Origin of the sequence: Burkholderia sp. 22PA0106, assembly GCF_047497155.1 — a bacterium.
Lineage (GTDB): Bacteria > Pseudomonadota > Gammaproteobacteria > Burkholderiales > Burkholderiaceae > Burkholderia.
The window spans coordinates 1,823,261-1,836,614 of record NZ_CP163163.1; the positions used below are offsets into that span (position 1 = coordinate 1,823,261).

Annotated in this window: 10 protein-coding genes; 2 read left to right on the forward strand and 8 right to left on the reverse strand. The window is 69.4% G+C overall.

Annotation, left to right across the window (positions count from 1 at the left end):
• Positions 1-78 precede the first annotated feature (78 nt).
• Positions 79-252, reverse strand: coding sequence for a hypothetical protein (locus AB4850_RS22770; protein ID WP_414445239.1), 174 nt, complete (start codon positions 250-252; stop codon positions 79-81).
• A gap of 123 nt (positions 253-375) precedes the next feature.
• Positions 376-705, reverse strand: a complete 330-nt coding sequence (locus tag AB4850_RS22775) for a hypothetical protein (RefSeq protein WP_414445240.1) — start codon at positions 703-705, stop codon at positions 376-378.
• A 188-nt stretch (positions 706-893) separates the two neighbouring features.
• Between AB4850_RS22775 and AB4850_RS22780 the strand changes: the two genes are divergently transcribed.
• A complete protein-coding gene (locus AB4850_RS22780; protein ID WP_414445241.1) occupies positions 894-2,204 on the forward strand; it encodes a cation:proton antiporter in 1,311 nt (436 codons plus the stop codon).
• A 30-nt stretch (positions 2,205-2,234) separates the two neighbouring features.
• Here the strand turns inward: AB4850_RS22780 and AB4850_RS22785 are convergent, their stop codons facing one another.
• A complete protein-coding gene (locus tag AB4850_RS22785) occupies positions 2,235-5,573 on the reverse strand; it encodes an autotransporter outer membrane beta-barrel domain-containing protein (RefSeq protein ID WP_414445242.1) in 3,339 nt (1,112 codons plus the stop codon).
• Positions 5,574-5,997: 424 nt separating this feature from the next.
• Here AB4850_RS22785 and AB4850_RS22790 point away from each other — a divergent pair, with 424 nt between their 5' ends.
• A complete protein-coding gene (locus AB4850_RS22790; protein ID WP_414445587.1) occupies positions 5,998-6,462 on the forward strand; it encodes an MEKHLA domain-containing protein in 465 nt (154 codons plus the stop codon).
• 27 nt (positions 6,463-6,489) lie between these two features.
• On the opposite strand, the gene AB4850_RS22795 is transcribed toward AB4850_RS22790, so the two are convergent.
• The 5 genes from AB4850_RS22795 to AB4850_RS22815 all read right to left on the reverse strand — a co-directional run bounded on the left by AB4850_RS22795 (position 6,490) and on the right by AB4850_RS22815 (position 13,342).
• Positions 6,490-8,211, reverse strand: coding sequence for an ATP-binding cassette domain-containing protein (locus tag AB4850_RS22795; RefSeq protein WP_414445243.1), 1,722 nt, complete (start codon positions 8,209-8,211; stop codon positions 6,490-6,492).
• 89 nt (positions 8,212-8,300) lie between these two features.
• Positions 8,301-9,194, reverse strand: a complete 894-nt coding sequence (locus AB4850_RS22800; protein WP_414445244.1) for an ABC transporter permease — start codon at positions 9,192-9,194, stop codon at positions 8,301-8,303.
• On the reverse strand, positions 9,191-10,120 hold the full coding sequence (locus AB4850_RS22805; protein ID WP_414445245.1) for an ABC transporter permease: 930 nt from the start codon (positions 10,118-10,120) through the stop codon (positions 9,191-9,193). The genes AB4850_RS22800 and AB4850_RS22805 overlap by 4 nt, the downstream gene beginning before the upstream one ends.
• A gap of 2 nt (positions 10,121-10,122) precedes the next feature.
• Complete coding sequence (locus AB4850_RS22810) at positions 10,123-11,766, reverse strand: ABC transporter substrate-binding protein (RefSeq protein WP_414445246.1); 1,644 nt, start codon at positions 11,764-11,766, stop codon at positions 10,123-10,125.
• Between the two features lie 226 nt (positions 11,767-11,992).
• Positions 11,993-13,342 carry an AAA-associated domain-containing protein gene (locus AB4850_RS22815; protein WP_414445247.1) on the reverse strand — a complete coding sequence of 450 codons (1,350 nt, stop codon included), beginning with the start codon at positions 13,340-13,342 and terminating at the stop codon, positions 11,993-11,995.
• Positions 13,343-13,354 lie beyond the last annotated feature (12 nt).

The following is a 13,354-nucleotide window of genomic DNA, read 5'->3' on the forward strand; positions in this document are numbered from 1 at the left end:
GCATATCGGCCTGACGCGCCGGCCTGACGCGCCGGCCTGACGCGCCGGCCAGGCGATACGGTCAGCGGTGACGCAAGGTCATGCACTGACCGGCAACGGCGGCACGCGCTCGGGGTCGCGCAGCGGTTCGGGCGGGATGCCGGGCAGATCGTCCTGGCCCGGCGGATCGACCGGGTCGGGATCGGGAAACGGCGGAATATGGGATGCGGACATCGGGAACCGGTGGTTCGCTGTCATGGGAATCGCGTTCATCGTTGCTCCTGTGAGGATCGGGTCGCCCCGGCCATCGGCATCGGGCGAGGCGGTCACGCGCGCCGGCCGGTCTTTGCTACACGCTTTGTAGATTCTGCCCGGCCGGCGCAGTCGATCAGTCGATCAGTTGCCCTGCGCGGCGCTGCCGCCTTGCCCCGGCATGCCCGGCGCCGGGTAATGCGGGTTTTCGCCGCGCGCGCCCTTGGGCTTCTTCGTGTGGGGCTTCATGCCGTCGCCGCCAGGGCTGGCGCCCTGCATCGGCGTGGCGCCCTGGCCCGCCACGCCCGAGGCCGGGTAATGCGGGGTCTCGCCGCGCGCGCCCTGCGGCGTATTGGTGGCGGGCTGCGCGGAGCTCTGGGCGTGGACGGCCGGGGATGCGGCCAACACGGCGGCCAGCGAAGCACCGATGGCGGCGCGGAGCAGTTGCGGGAGGATCGGCTTGACTGATTGCATGGTCGGTTCCTTACGATCGTGGTCGAGGGTGGAGGAACCGCCAGGGCACGCAAGACGCGTTCCGCGCCAAAACACGCGCGCGGCGCGATATTTGCTTGGGTCATGGGCACTCGGTCGGAAATGGTGGCGTGCGCAACGTTCCTCGCGCGCATCGCACCCTTCCCACCATCCGCGACGGAGGAATTTCAATGCTTCATGAAACGCTGTGGTATCTGATGGTCGGCGGCGTCCTGATCGTGGTCGGCGTGACGAGTTCGGCGCTCCATCGGTTGCCATGCAGCACCGCGATGATCTACCTGGCGGTGGGCGCGGCGCTCGGGCCGGCCGGGCTCGGCATGATGCATCTCGATCTCGGGCGCGACGCGAAGCTGCTGCGGCAGATCGCCGAGGTCGCGCTGCTGGTGTCGCTGTTCGCGATCGGCCTGCGCCTGCGCGTGGCCGCGCTCGACCGGCGCTGGCTGTTGCCGGTGCGGCTCGGCTTCATCGCGATGATCGTCACGGTGCCGCTGCTGGCCGGCGCGGCGGTCTGGCTGCTCGGCCTCGGATGGGGGCCGGCCCTGCTGCTGGCCGCGATGCTCGCGCCGACCGATCCGGTGCTGGCCCACGACGTGCAGGTGCGCAACCCCGGCGACGTCGATCTGGTGCGTTTCGCGCTGTCCGGCGAAGGCGGGCTCAACGACGGCATCTCGTTGCCGTTCGTGCTGGCGGGCCTCGCGCTGTGCGGGCAGCTCGACATGACGCAAGGCGCCGCGCCGACCTCGCTGCCGTTCCTGCTGCACACCGCATGGGGCATCGTCGGCGCGCTGGCGATCGGCACCGGCCTGGGCTGGATCACCACCCACGGCATCACGCGGCTGCGCACGCATCATGCACAGGCGCTCGGGCTCGAAGGCTTCTTCGCGCTCGGGCTGATCGTGATCGCGTTCGGCGTGGCGCAACTGGCCGATACGTTCGGCTTCCTGTCGGCGTTCGCGGCCGGGGTGGCGATGCGGCGCGTCGAGCATCGCGCGAGCGGCCCGAGCGCGCCGACCGAGGTGATCGGCTCGGTCGATTCGAACGATATCGGCGCGACCGAGCAGGACCCGCAGCGCGCCCACGCCTACATGACCGAATCGGTGCTCGGCTTCACCATCGAACTGGAGCGGATCGCCGAGGTGGTGATCATGACGATGATCGGCAGCCTGCTCGCCACGTTCGTCGTGACGCAGTTCTCATGGGCCATGGCCGCGCTCGCCGCCGCGCTGATGCTCGTGATCCGGCCGCTCGCGGTAAGGCTGTCGCTGGCCGGCTCGCCGGCCACCGCCACGCAGCGCCGCCTGATCGGCTGGTTCGGGATACGCGGCATCGGTTCGTTCTACTACCTGCTGTTCGCGATCGAACACGCACCGGCCGTGGCCCGGCCGCTGGCGCCGGTGGTGCTCGGCGTGATTGCGCTGTCGGTGATCGTGCATGGCGTGTCGGCCACGCCCTTGATGAATCGGTATCACCGGTTCGGATAGCGGCGGGAGAACCGTCGCGGCGGCCGCCGTTCACCACGCCCAGCGCACCCCGGCATTGCCCGTGATGGTGCGCTGGTGTTCACCGCCGAGGTTCGTCAGATAAGCGAGCGTGGCGTACACGCTGCCGCGCTTGCTCAGTTGTGCGATCAATCCGGCGCCGATCTGCCCGGCGGTCTGGCCGACCTGCGTGCCGAGCGTGGTCGCGCCACCGAAGGTGGTCTGGTCGTCGGCGCCGAACGAACGCAGCAGGCTCACGCGCACGTACGGCTTCCAGCTCACGCCGTGCGCATCGAACGCCCATTGCAGGCGCGCGCCGATCCGGCCGAGGAAGGTGTTGCCGTTGTTCCAGTTCACGCTCGACACGCCGTCGTCGAAGCGATCGAGCGACAGCCATTGCCAGACCAGTTGCGCCTGCGGTTCGAGCGTCAGCCCGTAGCCGAGCGCGATCGGCAGCCCGGCCTCCAGCGAGCCGGTGAACGCGTTGCCGTTGGTCGAGCCGTTCAGGTTGTCGTTCGCATGGGTGCGCACGGTCAGCGCGCTGCCCATCAGCACGGCGTCGGTGTACCAGCCGGCCGGGCCGATGTGGGTCCAGTAGCCGCCGAGATCGTAGGCGTTCACCTGCAACGTGCCCACGCCCAGATCGCGCTGCGCGAGCGCGAAGCCATCGACATCGCCCACCGCGCGCGAGAAGCCGAGGAAGAAGCCGTAATGGTTGCGATGCCCGCTCGGGCTTTGGTCCGCATACAGTTCCTGCCCGACCTGCATGCCCCAGACGGTGCCGTCGAACGACGGGCTCGCATCGCCCTGCTGCCGCATGTTGCTGTAGCCGCCCCACACACGCGCCCAGGCGGCCGGCACCGGGCCGTGCTCGGACAACAAGTCCTGCCCGCCCAGGCGATCGTGGAAGGTGTCGATCTGTTGCTGGCCCAGTTGCCGCGCAACGGCCGGCGCTTCCGAATACAGCGGCACCGCCATCCGGTAGATCGGCTCGGGGGCGCTGCCCGGCGCGGCGTCGGCGACGGCCGCGACGATCGCCTCGGGCGTGCCGGCCGCCGGTGTAATGGCCTGCGTGGCGGGCGGCGGCGCGGGTTGCCCCGGCGTGACGACGCCCGGCTGCGGCTGGGGCGGAATCGTATTGCGCAGATACCAACTCTGGCTGGCGCCGCTGGCGGGCCCGCCCTTGGCGAGAAAGTACGCGTAGGCGCCCGCGCTGACCGTGCCGCCCGCCAGCGTGAACGCACCGTCCGCCGTCGCGGCGGCGTTGTTGGCCTGCACCACCTGGATGCCGTCGCCGAGCGTCTGTGCGCCGGGGCCGCCCACGTTGGTCACCTTCAGCGTGGTGGTGCCGGTCGCCTCCACCCCGGCGACGATCAACTTGTCGGATGCCGCGCCGTCGCCGCCCAGGTACGTATTCATCGCGATGGCGGCGTTCTGCCCGATATAGTCGCCCGCCACCGTCAGCGTGTTGCCCACGCCGGGGCCGCCAAGCTGGATCAGGCCGGCATTGGTCAGGTGTCCGATGATCTGCAGGTTGCCGGTGGCCCCGCTCGCGAGGCCCGCGAACGCGTTGGCCACCGCGATCGTGCCGGTGTTGGTCACGTTGCCCGTCACGCTGCCGTAGCCGCCGAGCGTCGCGCCCGGCGCCACCGTCACCAGCCCGTTGCCGGACAGCGCCGCGCCCGGGTGGGCCGCATCGCCGACCAGCAGCGCCCCCGCATTCACGTTCGTGCCGCCCGCGTAGCTGCTGGCGCCGTTCAGCGCCAGCGTGCCGCTGCCGAGCTTGGTCAGGCTGCCTGCGCCGGTGATGTTCTGGGCGATCGTCGACCGGAAGCCCTGTGTGTCGATCGTGCCGTTGTTCGCCGTGATCGACAGCGCGCGGCCCGGCGACAGATCGAACGCGCTGCCGAATTGCAGCGTGCCGCCGTTGAACGTCAGGCTTCCCGACGATGCGCCGAGGGCGTTGTCGGCAGCCACCGCCAGCGTGCCCTGCGTGATCGTCGTGCCGCCCGCGTAGGCGTTGCCGCCGAGGGCGACGGGCGCGAGCGTCAGCATGCCCGCCCCGCTCTTCTCCACCGCGCCCGCGCCGCCGATCGTGCCCGTGTAGCTGCCGGCCGCATCCTGCTGGAAGCGCACCAGCCCGTTGTCGGTGACGGCCAGCGGCAGGTTCGCCGCGTTGGCCTGCAAGGTCGCGCCCGCGTTGACGGTGGCCGCCACCGTGGCCGTGGTGGTGCCGAGCGTGCCGGTCAGGTTCAGCGTGCCGCTTTGCACCAGCGCGGTCGAGAACGTGCCGGTGCCGGCCCAGTTCCAGGCGTCGCCCGCCATCGTCAGGCTCTGGAAATTCGTGAACGCGTTCGCCGCGGTGCCGCTGCCCTGCAAGGTCACCGTGTTCGAACCCGCGCCACCGTCGGCCGTGCCGATGATCTGCGAGCCGGTCTGCAGGACCAGCGTGACATTGCCGTTGCCGCCGCGAATCGCGGTGCCGCCGCCGCCCTGGATCAACCCCGCGTTGGTGATCGTGGTGTTGCCGTTGGTCGAGCGCACGCCGATGCCGTTGTTGCTGATGATCCGGCCGCCGGCCTGATTGGTGATGGTCGCCGCAAACGAGCTGCCGAGCGTGTTCGACACCACCGCGTCGACGCTGCCGCCGTTGGTGGCGGTGCCGGTGGTCTGGATCGTGCCGCGGTTGATCAGCGTGTCGTTGTTGCCCTGCATATAGGCGGCCGGCGCGTCGCGGCCGTTGGTGGTGAGCGTGCCGCTGTTGTCGATCGTGCCGTTGCCGCCCAGCAGCGACGCCGCGCGCGCGTTGCTGCCCGAGGTGGTGACGGTGCCGGTATTGACGAGCGTGTTGCCCGACGCGCCGGCATTGCTCTGCCCCCACGCCGCCGTCATGCCGTACGCGTTGTTGCCGGTGGTGGCGATCGTGCCTTGATTGACCAGCGTGTTGCCGTTGCCGTTCGCGGCGATGCCGTCGTTATAGGCGCCCGTCGTCGAAATCGCGCCGGTTGCGCCATTGGTGATGGTGTTGCCGCTGTTCACGCCGATCAGCATCGCGCCGCGGTTGGCGACACCGGTGCCGTTGCCCGACATCGACAGCGTGCCGTTGTTGGTGATCGTGCTGGCGGTATCGACGGAAAACGGCGTGGGCGTGGCGCTCAACACGTAGTTGCCGGTCGAGGTCGAATCGAGGCCGATCGCCACGCCGGTGCTGCCCGGCACGGCCACCACCGACGGCACGTTCGCGCCGCTGCACGTGAGCGCCGCGCCGCTGGCCGGCGCGGTGGCCGAGCATGCCGCGTAGGCCCCCACCGGCAAGGTGCCGGTCAGGATCGCCACGCTGCTCCAACCCAGATTCCTCGACGTTTTTTTCATTGTTCCGCTCGCATTTATTGATGACGTTATTGCTGCAAACCGGCACGTGAATCGGGTTATAGCACCCGACTCGAAATAAATGCAAGGATCGCTTGATTGACATCGTCAATAAATTGGCAATGCGAAATGCTTGAATCGGGAGATGGTGCGATGCGGCATGAACATGCCTGCGGCGCGGGTTTCCCGAGAGGGGGCCGATCGGGAATTCAAAATAGGGGCATGCAATTTTTGCCTGATGGTTTTTATATTCGGCAATAAGGAAGCGGTGATTTATTTAAATCAGATGATTTCCAATCGAATCGACAGAACGGGCATTTCGATTGATTGGACCGATAAAACCGGAGGCATTTCGGCGGTCTCGAAGGCCAGCATCGCCGCGGCGCTTCGGGTATGCTCCAAAACCCGATTCCGTCCACGCAGCCCCATGCCGCCTCTCCACAGCCAACCCGACTTCTACCGCCTCCTCGCCGACAGCCACGCCCGCCTGCTCGGCAAACCGCTCGTGCCGCACGGCGACACCCTCTCGCCCGCCGAAGCCGCCGAATGGCTCTACGAGCACGCGCCGTTCGCGGTGCTCGCGCACAACACCGCCGCCGACCCGGTGTTCATCTACGGCAACAAGGCCGCGCAGCAGCGCTTCGGTTACGACTGGGACGAGATCACCCGGCTGCCGTCGCGGCTGTCGGCCGAGGCGCCGAACCGCGAGGAGCGGCAGCAATTCCTCGAACGTGTGCGGCGGCTCGGCTACGAAGCCGGCTATCAGGGCGTGCGGATCATGAAATCGGGCGAACGCTTCATGATCGAGGAAGCCACGCTGTGGCAACTGATCGACGCGGACGGCACGCTGCACGGCCAGGCCGTCGTCATCCCGCGCACACGCGACCTCTGACACAACCGCGCTGAACGGCCCGCCGCTTCAGGCCGCAACCCGCACATCCCGCTCCGCCCCCTGCCCGCGCCGCCGCCCCGGCGACGCGGCCAGCAACTGCCGCGTGTAATCCGCGCGCGGCGCATCGAGCACGGCCTGCGCCTCGCCGGCCTCGACCACCTTGCCATCCTTCATCACGAGCACGCGATCGCTGACATGGCGGATCACGTCGAGATCGTGCGAGATGAAAATCAGCGACACGCCCAGCGACGCCTGCAATTCGCCGAGCAGATCGAGCACCTGCGCCTGCACGTAGACATCGAGCGCCGACACCGGCTCGTCGCACACGATCAGCGCCGGCTCGGCCGCCACCGCGCGCGCGATCGCGATGCGCTGACGCTGGCCGCCCGACAGCGACACGGGCCGCCGGTCGAGATAGCTGCCATCGAGGCCCACGCGCTCCAGCAGCGCGATCGCGCGCGCCGCATGCTCGGGCTTCGGCAGCCGCGCGGCGTACAGGCCGTCGTCGAGCAGCTCGCGCACGGTATGACGCGGATCGAACGAGCCGAGCGGATCCTGAGGGATATAGCGCAGCCGGGGCCGCGTCTCGCGGCGGTCCCGCTCGCGGGCGCCCGCGCCGTTCCAGCGCCGGCCGAGGAATTCGACTTCGCCCGCGCTCGGCGCGAGCAGGCCCAGCACGATATTCGCGGTGGTGCTCTTGCCCGATCCCGATTCGCCGACGATGCCGAGCACCTCGCCGCGCCGCACCGAGAACGACACGTCGTCGAGCGCGACGAACGGCGCGCCGCCGCGCTGCGGATATGCCTTGCCGATGCCGTCCACGCGCAGCACCACGGCGTCGCCGGGCGCGCGCCGCGCGGGCAGCGGTTCGCGCACGGTCCGCAATGCGCTCTTGCCCGCTTGCGCGGCGTCGTGCTCGTGTTCCGCTTCGGGTTCCTGATCATCGGCCAGCCGCGCGGTGGCAAGCCGGTGCCCGCGCGAACGGCCATCCGGCTGCGCGGCCAGCAACTGCCGCGTATAGCGATGCGAGGGCCGCTCCAGCACGCTGCGGGTCGGCCCGCTGTCGACCACCTCGCCGCGATGCATGACGAGCACGCGGTCGGCAATGCCCTCCACCACGGCCAGGTCGTGGCTGATCAGCAACAGGCCTATGCCGGTGCGCAAGCGCTCGGCGAGCACGGCCAGCACCTGCGCCTGCACCGTCACGTCGAGCGCGGTGGTGGGCTCGTCGGCGATCACGAGCGGCGGCGCGGCGGCGATCGCCGAGGCGATCAGCGCGCGCTGGCGCAGCCCGCCCGACAGTTCGTGCGCGTACTGCGCCGCGCGCCGCTGCGGCTCGGGAATGCCGACGGCCACCATCGTCTCGTGCACGCGCGCGATCCGCTCGCGCCGCGAGCGCGCCGCACCGTGGCGCGCCACCGCCTCGCCGATCTCGGCACCGATGGTGCGCAACGGATCGAGCGACACCAGCGCGTCCTGCATCACCAGCCCGGCGAACGCGCCGCGCACCGCGCGCCAATCCTTCTCGCGCCAATCGAGCGCGGGCCGCCCGTCGATCTCGAAGCGCTCGGCGCTGACCCGCGCGCCCGCGCCGGCCAGCCCGATCAGGCTGCGCGCGGTCAGGCTCTTGCCCGAGCCCGATTCGCCGACCAGCGCGACGCACTCGCCGGCACGGATCGTCAGGTCCACGCCGCGCACCAGCGGCGCGGCGCCGGCCGCGTGCGCGAAGCCGATCGACAGGCCCCGCACGTCTACCAGCGTTCGTCCGGGTTGGCCGGTTTGGCCGGGTTGTCCATCCAACGGCGGCACGCCGCCAGCGAATTTCGATCGTGCGCTCATCAGGCACGCCCTCCATGACGACGCGACAACACCTTGCCGATCACCGTGAACGCCATCACCGTCAGCGTGATCGCCGCGCCGGGGAACACGCTCGGCCACCACGCGACACGCAGCACGTCGCGCCCTTCGGCCAGCATCACGCCCCATTCGGGCGTGGGCGGTTGCGGCCCGAGGCCGAGGAAGCTGAGTGCGGATACGGCCAGGATCGCGCTGCCGATGTCGATGGTCGCAATCACGGGGATCGCCGCCAGCACGTTCGGCAGCAGATGCCGGAAGAACACCCGTGTGCGCGAATAGCCGTAGGCCGGCGCATGCGTGACGTAATCGGCGCGGCGCACGCCGAGCGTCTGCGCACGCAGCACGCGGCCGAATTTGGGAATGCCGGCGATCCCGACCGCCACCGCGATATTGACGATCCCCTGCCCGGCGAACGACACCACGAACAGCGACAGCAAAATCGGCGGAAACGCGGACAGCACGTCGAAGATGCGCGACGCGCCCTCGTCGAGCGCGCGCGGCCCGAGCCCGGCGGTCAGGCCCACCACCAGCCCGATCAGCAGGCTCACGCCCATGCTGGCCAGGCCGATCACGAGCGAGTAGCGCGCGCCGTAGATCAAGCGCGCGAGCACGTCGCGGCCGATCCGGTCGGTACCGAACACGTGTTCTGCACCGGGCGGCTGCAAGGCGTGCGCCACGTCGCTGACGAGCGGGTCGTAGCGCGTGAACGCATGCGGAAACGCCAGCGCCACGGCCAGCAGCACCAGAAACGCCACCGACAGCAGCACCGAAAGCGGCCAACGCCACGGCCGGCGCGCAGCGCGCGCGGCGGTGGCGACGGGAACGGCGAGCGCCGCGTCGGGCGCGGCGGTGGACAAGGCGGACAGATCGCTCATGACTTGCGCAGCCTCGGATCGATGAACAGATAAGCGACATCGAGCAGCGTCGAGATCGCGACATGAACGAACGCGGCCAGCAGCACCACGGCCAGCACCACCGGCACGTCCTGCGAGGTCACCGCGTCGAGCGTGATGCTGCCGAGGCCCGGCCGCCCGAACATCTTCTCGGTGATCACCGCGCCGCCGAGCAGGCCGCCGATCAGCCAGCCGCCGAGCGTCACCACCGGCAGCAGCGCGTGCCGCAGCAGGTGCCGCACGCGCAGCCCGAACGCCGACACGCCGCGCGCCCGCACGGTGGTCACGAACGGCCGTTCGTACGCCGCATCGAGCGCCTCGCGCATGACCTGCGACAGCACGCCCGCAGTCGGCAACGCGAGCGTGACGGCCGGCAGCACCAGCGAGCGCCAGCCGCCGCCGCCCGACACCGGGAACCAGCGGAAATGGAACGAGAACGCGATCAGCAGCAGCATGCCGAGCCAGAACACCGGCATCGACGTGAAGCCCAGCTCGACCACCGACGCCGTGCGGCGCAGCCATTCGCCGCGCCGGTCCTGCGCGCCGGCCGTGACGGTGGCCGCGCCGAGCGCGAGCAGCAGCGCCAGCAGCCCGGCCGAGCCGGCCAGTTGCACGGTCGGCCACAGCTGGCTGACCAGCACCGAGGCCACCGGCTGCTGCATCACGAACGAGGTGCCGAGGTCGCCGTGCGCGAGCCGCAGCAGGAACTGCCCGTACTGATACGGCAGGCTGTGGTTCAGCCCCCACTGCGCGGCGATCGCGTCGCGCAGGCCCGGATAGGTCAGGTCGCCGGCCAGGATGTCCTCGATGCGGCCCGGCAGCGCGTGGATCGTCACGAACGCGGCGCTGGCCGCCAGCCACAGCACCAGCAGCCCGGTGCCGAAGCGGGTCGCGATCTGGCGCAACATGATCAGTGCTCCTTGCGATCGATCCAGAGCTCGTAGGCGCTGTTCGGCCCGTCGAGTTCCGGCTCGAAGCCGATGCCGTGCACCGTCGATTTCGCCGCGATGTGATAGGCCGGCGCGAACAGCGGCACGATATACGCCTGATCCACCGCGCGATGCTGGATGTCGGCCAGCAGCTTGCGCCGTTCGTCGCCCACCGGCAGTTGCCGCGCGCGGTTGATCGCGCCGGTGATCTCCGGGTCCGACTTCGGAATCGCGTTGTACAGGAAGCCGTGATCGCCGAGCATGTCCCACAGCTCCATCGCCACGTCCGACGGGTTGTCGGTGTTCGGGTAGATGTACCAGATGCCGCTGGCCTTCTGGTTCGCGAAATCGCCGGCGGTGGTGATGTGCAGCTTCAGGTCGAAGCCGAGGTTCTGGCGCAGCGCCGACTGGATCGCGCGGATCAGCACGTCGCGGCTGTCGCGCACGTAGGGCTGCGGATAGCCGACCTCGATGCTCAGGCGCTTGCCGTCCTTGGTGCGGAAGCCTTCCGCATCGCGCGTGGTCCAGCCCGCCGCGTCGAGCAGCGCGTTCGCGCCCTTCACGTCGTTGCCCCAGGTGCCCTTCAGCGCGGCGTTGGTGTCGGGGTTGTCGGGGCCGATGTTCGACCACGCGCGGCGCACCGTGCCCAGGTAGACGCTCTTCACGATCGCATCGAGATCGAAGCCGTCGCGCAGCGCGCGGCGCACGCGCACGTCGTCGGCGGGCGCGATCGTGTAGTTGACGTTCAGCGTGAACGAGGTGGTGGCCGACGGCCCCGTGTAATAGCCGAAGCCGTCCACGCCCTCGAACACCGGTGCGTCGGTGGGCTGCACGCCCTCGATCATGTCGACCTGGCCCGAGCTGAGCGCGCCGGTGCGCACCGCGGCCTCGGGCAGGAAGCGGTACACCACGCGGTCGAGATAGGCCGGCCCCTGATGCTGGGCGCGCCCCGATGCCCACTGGTAGTCGGGGTTGCGCGTGAACGTGGCCGACTGGCCGCGCTGATACGCGCTGAACACGAACGGGCCGGTGCCCACCAGCGGCGGGCCGCCCGCGCACAGGTCGGCGGCCGATTTGAGCGCCTTCGGCGAGATGAAGCCGAGCTTCACGCTCGACAGCGATTCGAGCGTGGTCGAATCGGGCTGCTTCATGATCAGCTTCACCACGCTCGGCGACACCACTTCCGCATGATCGAAGTGCACCAGCAGCGACGACGAGGCCGAGGTGGTCGCCACGTTGGCGAGGATGTAGTCGAAGTTGGCCTTGACGGCGCTGGCGTCGAACGGCGTGCCGTCGGTGAAGTGCACGTCGTCGCGCAGGTTGAACGTGTAGACCTTGCCGTCGTCCGACACGCTCCACGATTTCGCGAGCCACGGCGCATAGCTGCCGTCGGCGCGCTTGTCGATCAGCGAATCGAATACGTTGCGGATCACCCAGAACGCGTTCTGCTGCGACGCGCGGTGCGGATCGAAGCAGGCCGGCTCGGTGGTCACGCCCCAGGTGAGCGTGCCACCCGCTTGCGGCTTCAGCGCCGCTTGCGCGGCAGAAGCAGAGGCGGCGGCAGAGGCATTGCCCGCGCCCGCCGGCTCCGATTTTTCGCAGCCGGCCAGCGTGAATGCAGCCAATGCGGCGAGTGCGCCAAGGAAAGTGGCCCGCGACGCGTGCGTCGCCGGCCGGTCAGTCGATGTTGATGCAAAGCGATTCATGCAGCGTGATCCCCGAACAGAACGAGACAGCCTAATTTCGACTGCCTGCGGGGGACAACGAAGCATTGCTGCTAACGATATGGGCGGCGCCGCTTCGAACCATCGCAGCGATGGAACGAAGGCGGCACGAAGCAGCACGCGCCGATCAGCTCTCCACGTCGGCCAGGCTGAAGATGCCGGTCTGGTCGTTGTACGAGAACACCTCGCCGTAACGGCCCCAGGCGATCAGCGCGTCGAGCGTTTCCTCGGCGGTTTCGTCGGGCAGGAAATCGCCCAGTTCCTGCTCGAAGCGCACGCGCGGCGCGCGATGGCCGGGGCGCTCGTTGAGCACCGTGCGAATCCGCGCGGCCAGCGGCACATGGCGCAGCAGGTGATCGGCGAACAGCGTCTTGCGCTCCTGCGTGCCGTAGTCGGCGAAGATGCGGCCGGCCGGCGTCAGTTGCACGTCGCCGTCGCGCACGTCGGCGAACGCCAGATGCTGGAGCACTTCCGCGATCGGGAACAGGTCGTCGATATGCAGGTGCAGCGAACGCGCGATTTCCGGCATGTCGGCGCGGCCGTTGTACGGCGCGGCGGCCACCGTCTCGATCAGCCCGGCCATCAGGTTGGTCGACACGTGCGGCAGCCAGCTGCCCAGTTGCCATTCGTCGCGCGCGGTCTCGCCCAGGTTGCGGGTGGTCATCTTCGCGTAGATGTCGTCCACCAGCTTGCGGAACACCGGGTCCAGGCGGTTGCGCGGGTGCTTGAACGGCACCTGGATCTCGGCCACCACGCGGCCCGGGTTCGACGACAGCACCAGGATGCGGTCGCACATGAACACCGCTTCCTCGATGTTGTGCGTGACGATCAGCACCGATTTGATCGGCATGCGGCCTTGCGTCCACAGGTCCAGCAGGTCGGTGCGCAGCGTTTCGGCGGTCAGCACGTCGAGCGCCGAGAACGGTTCGTCCATCAGCAGCAGCGTCGGGTCCACCACCAGCGCGCGGGCGAAACCGACGCGCTGGCGCATGCCGCCCGACAGTTCACGCGGGTAGGCGTTCTCGAAGCCGTCGAGGCCGATCAGGTCGATCGCGGCGAGCGAACGGCGGCGGCGCTCGCTCGCGTCCACGCCGAGCGCTTCGAGGCCCGCTTCCACGTTCTGCAACACGGTGAGCCACGGGAACAGCGCGAAGGTCTGGAACACCATCGCGCAGCCCTGGGCCGGGCCGCGCAATGGCTTGCCCATGTAGCTGACGTCGCCGCTGCTCGGCTCGATCAGGCCGGCGATGATGCGCAGCAAGGTGGATTTGCCGGAGCCGGAACGGCCCAGCAGGCCGACGATTTCGCCCTCGCGCAGCGAGAGGTTCACGCCGTCGAGCACGAGCTGCTCGCCCTGCGACTTGTCGAAGCCGCGGCGCACGTTGTCGATGCGCAGCACCTCGGCGCCATGGGCCGGCGTGCCGTTCGGGGTGGCGGCCGCTGCCGTGCGGTCGGCGCTCAGGATGTCCGTATTCATGATGAGGTCTCC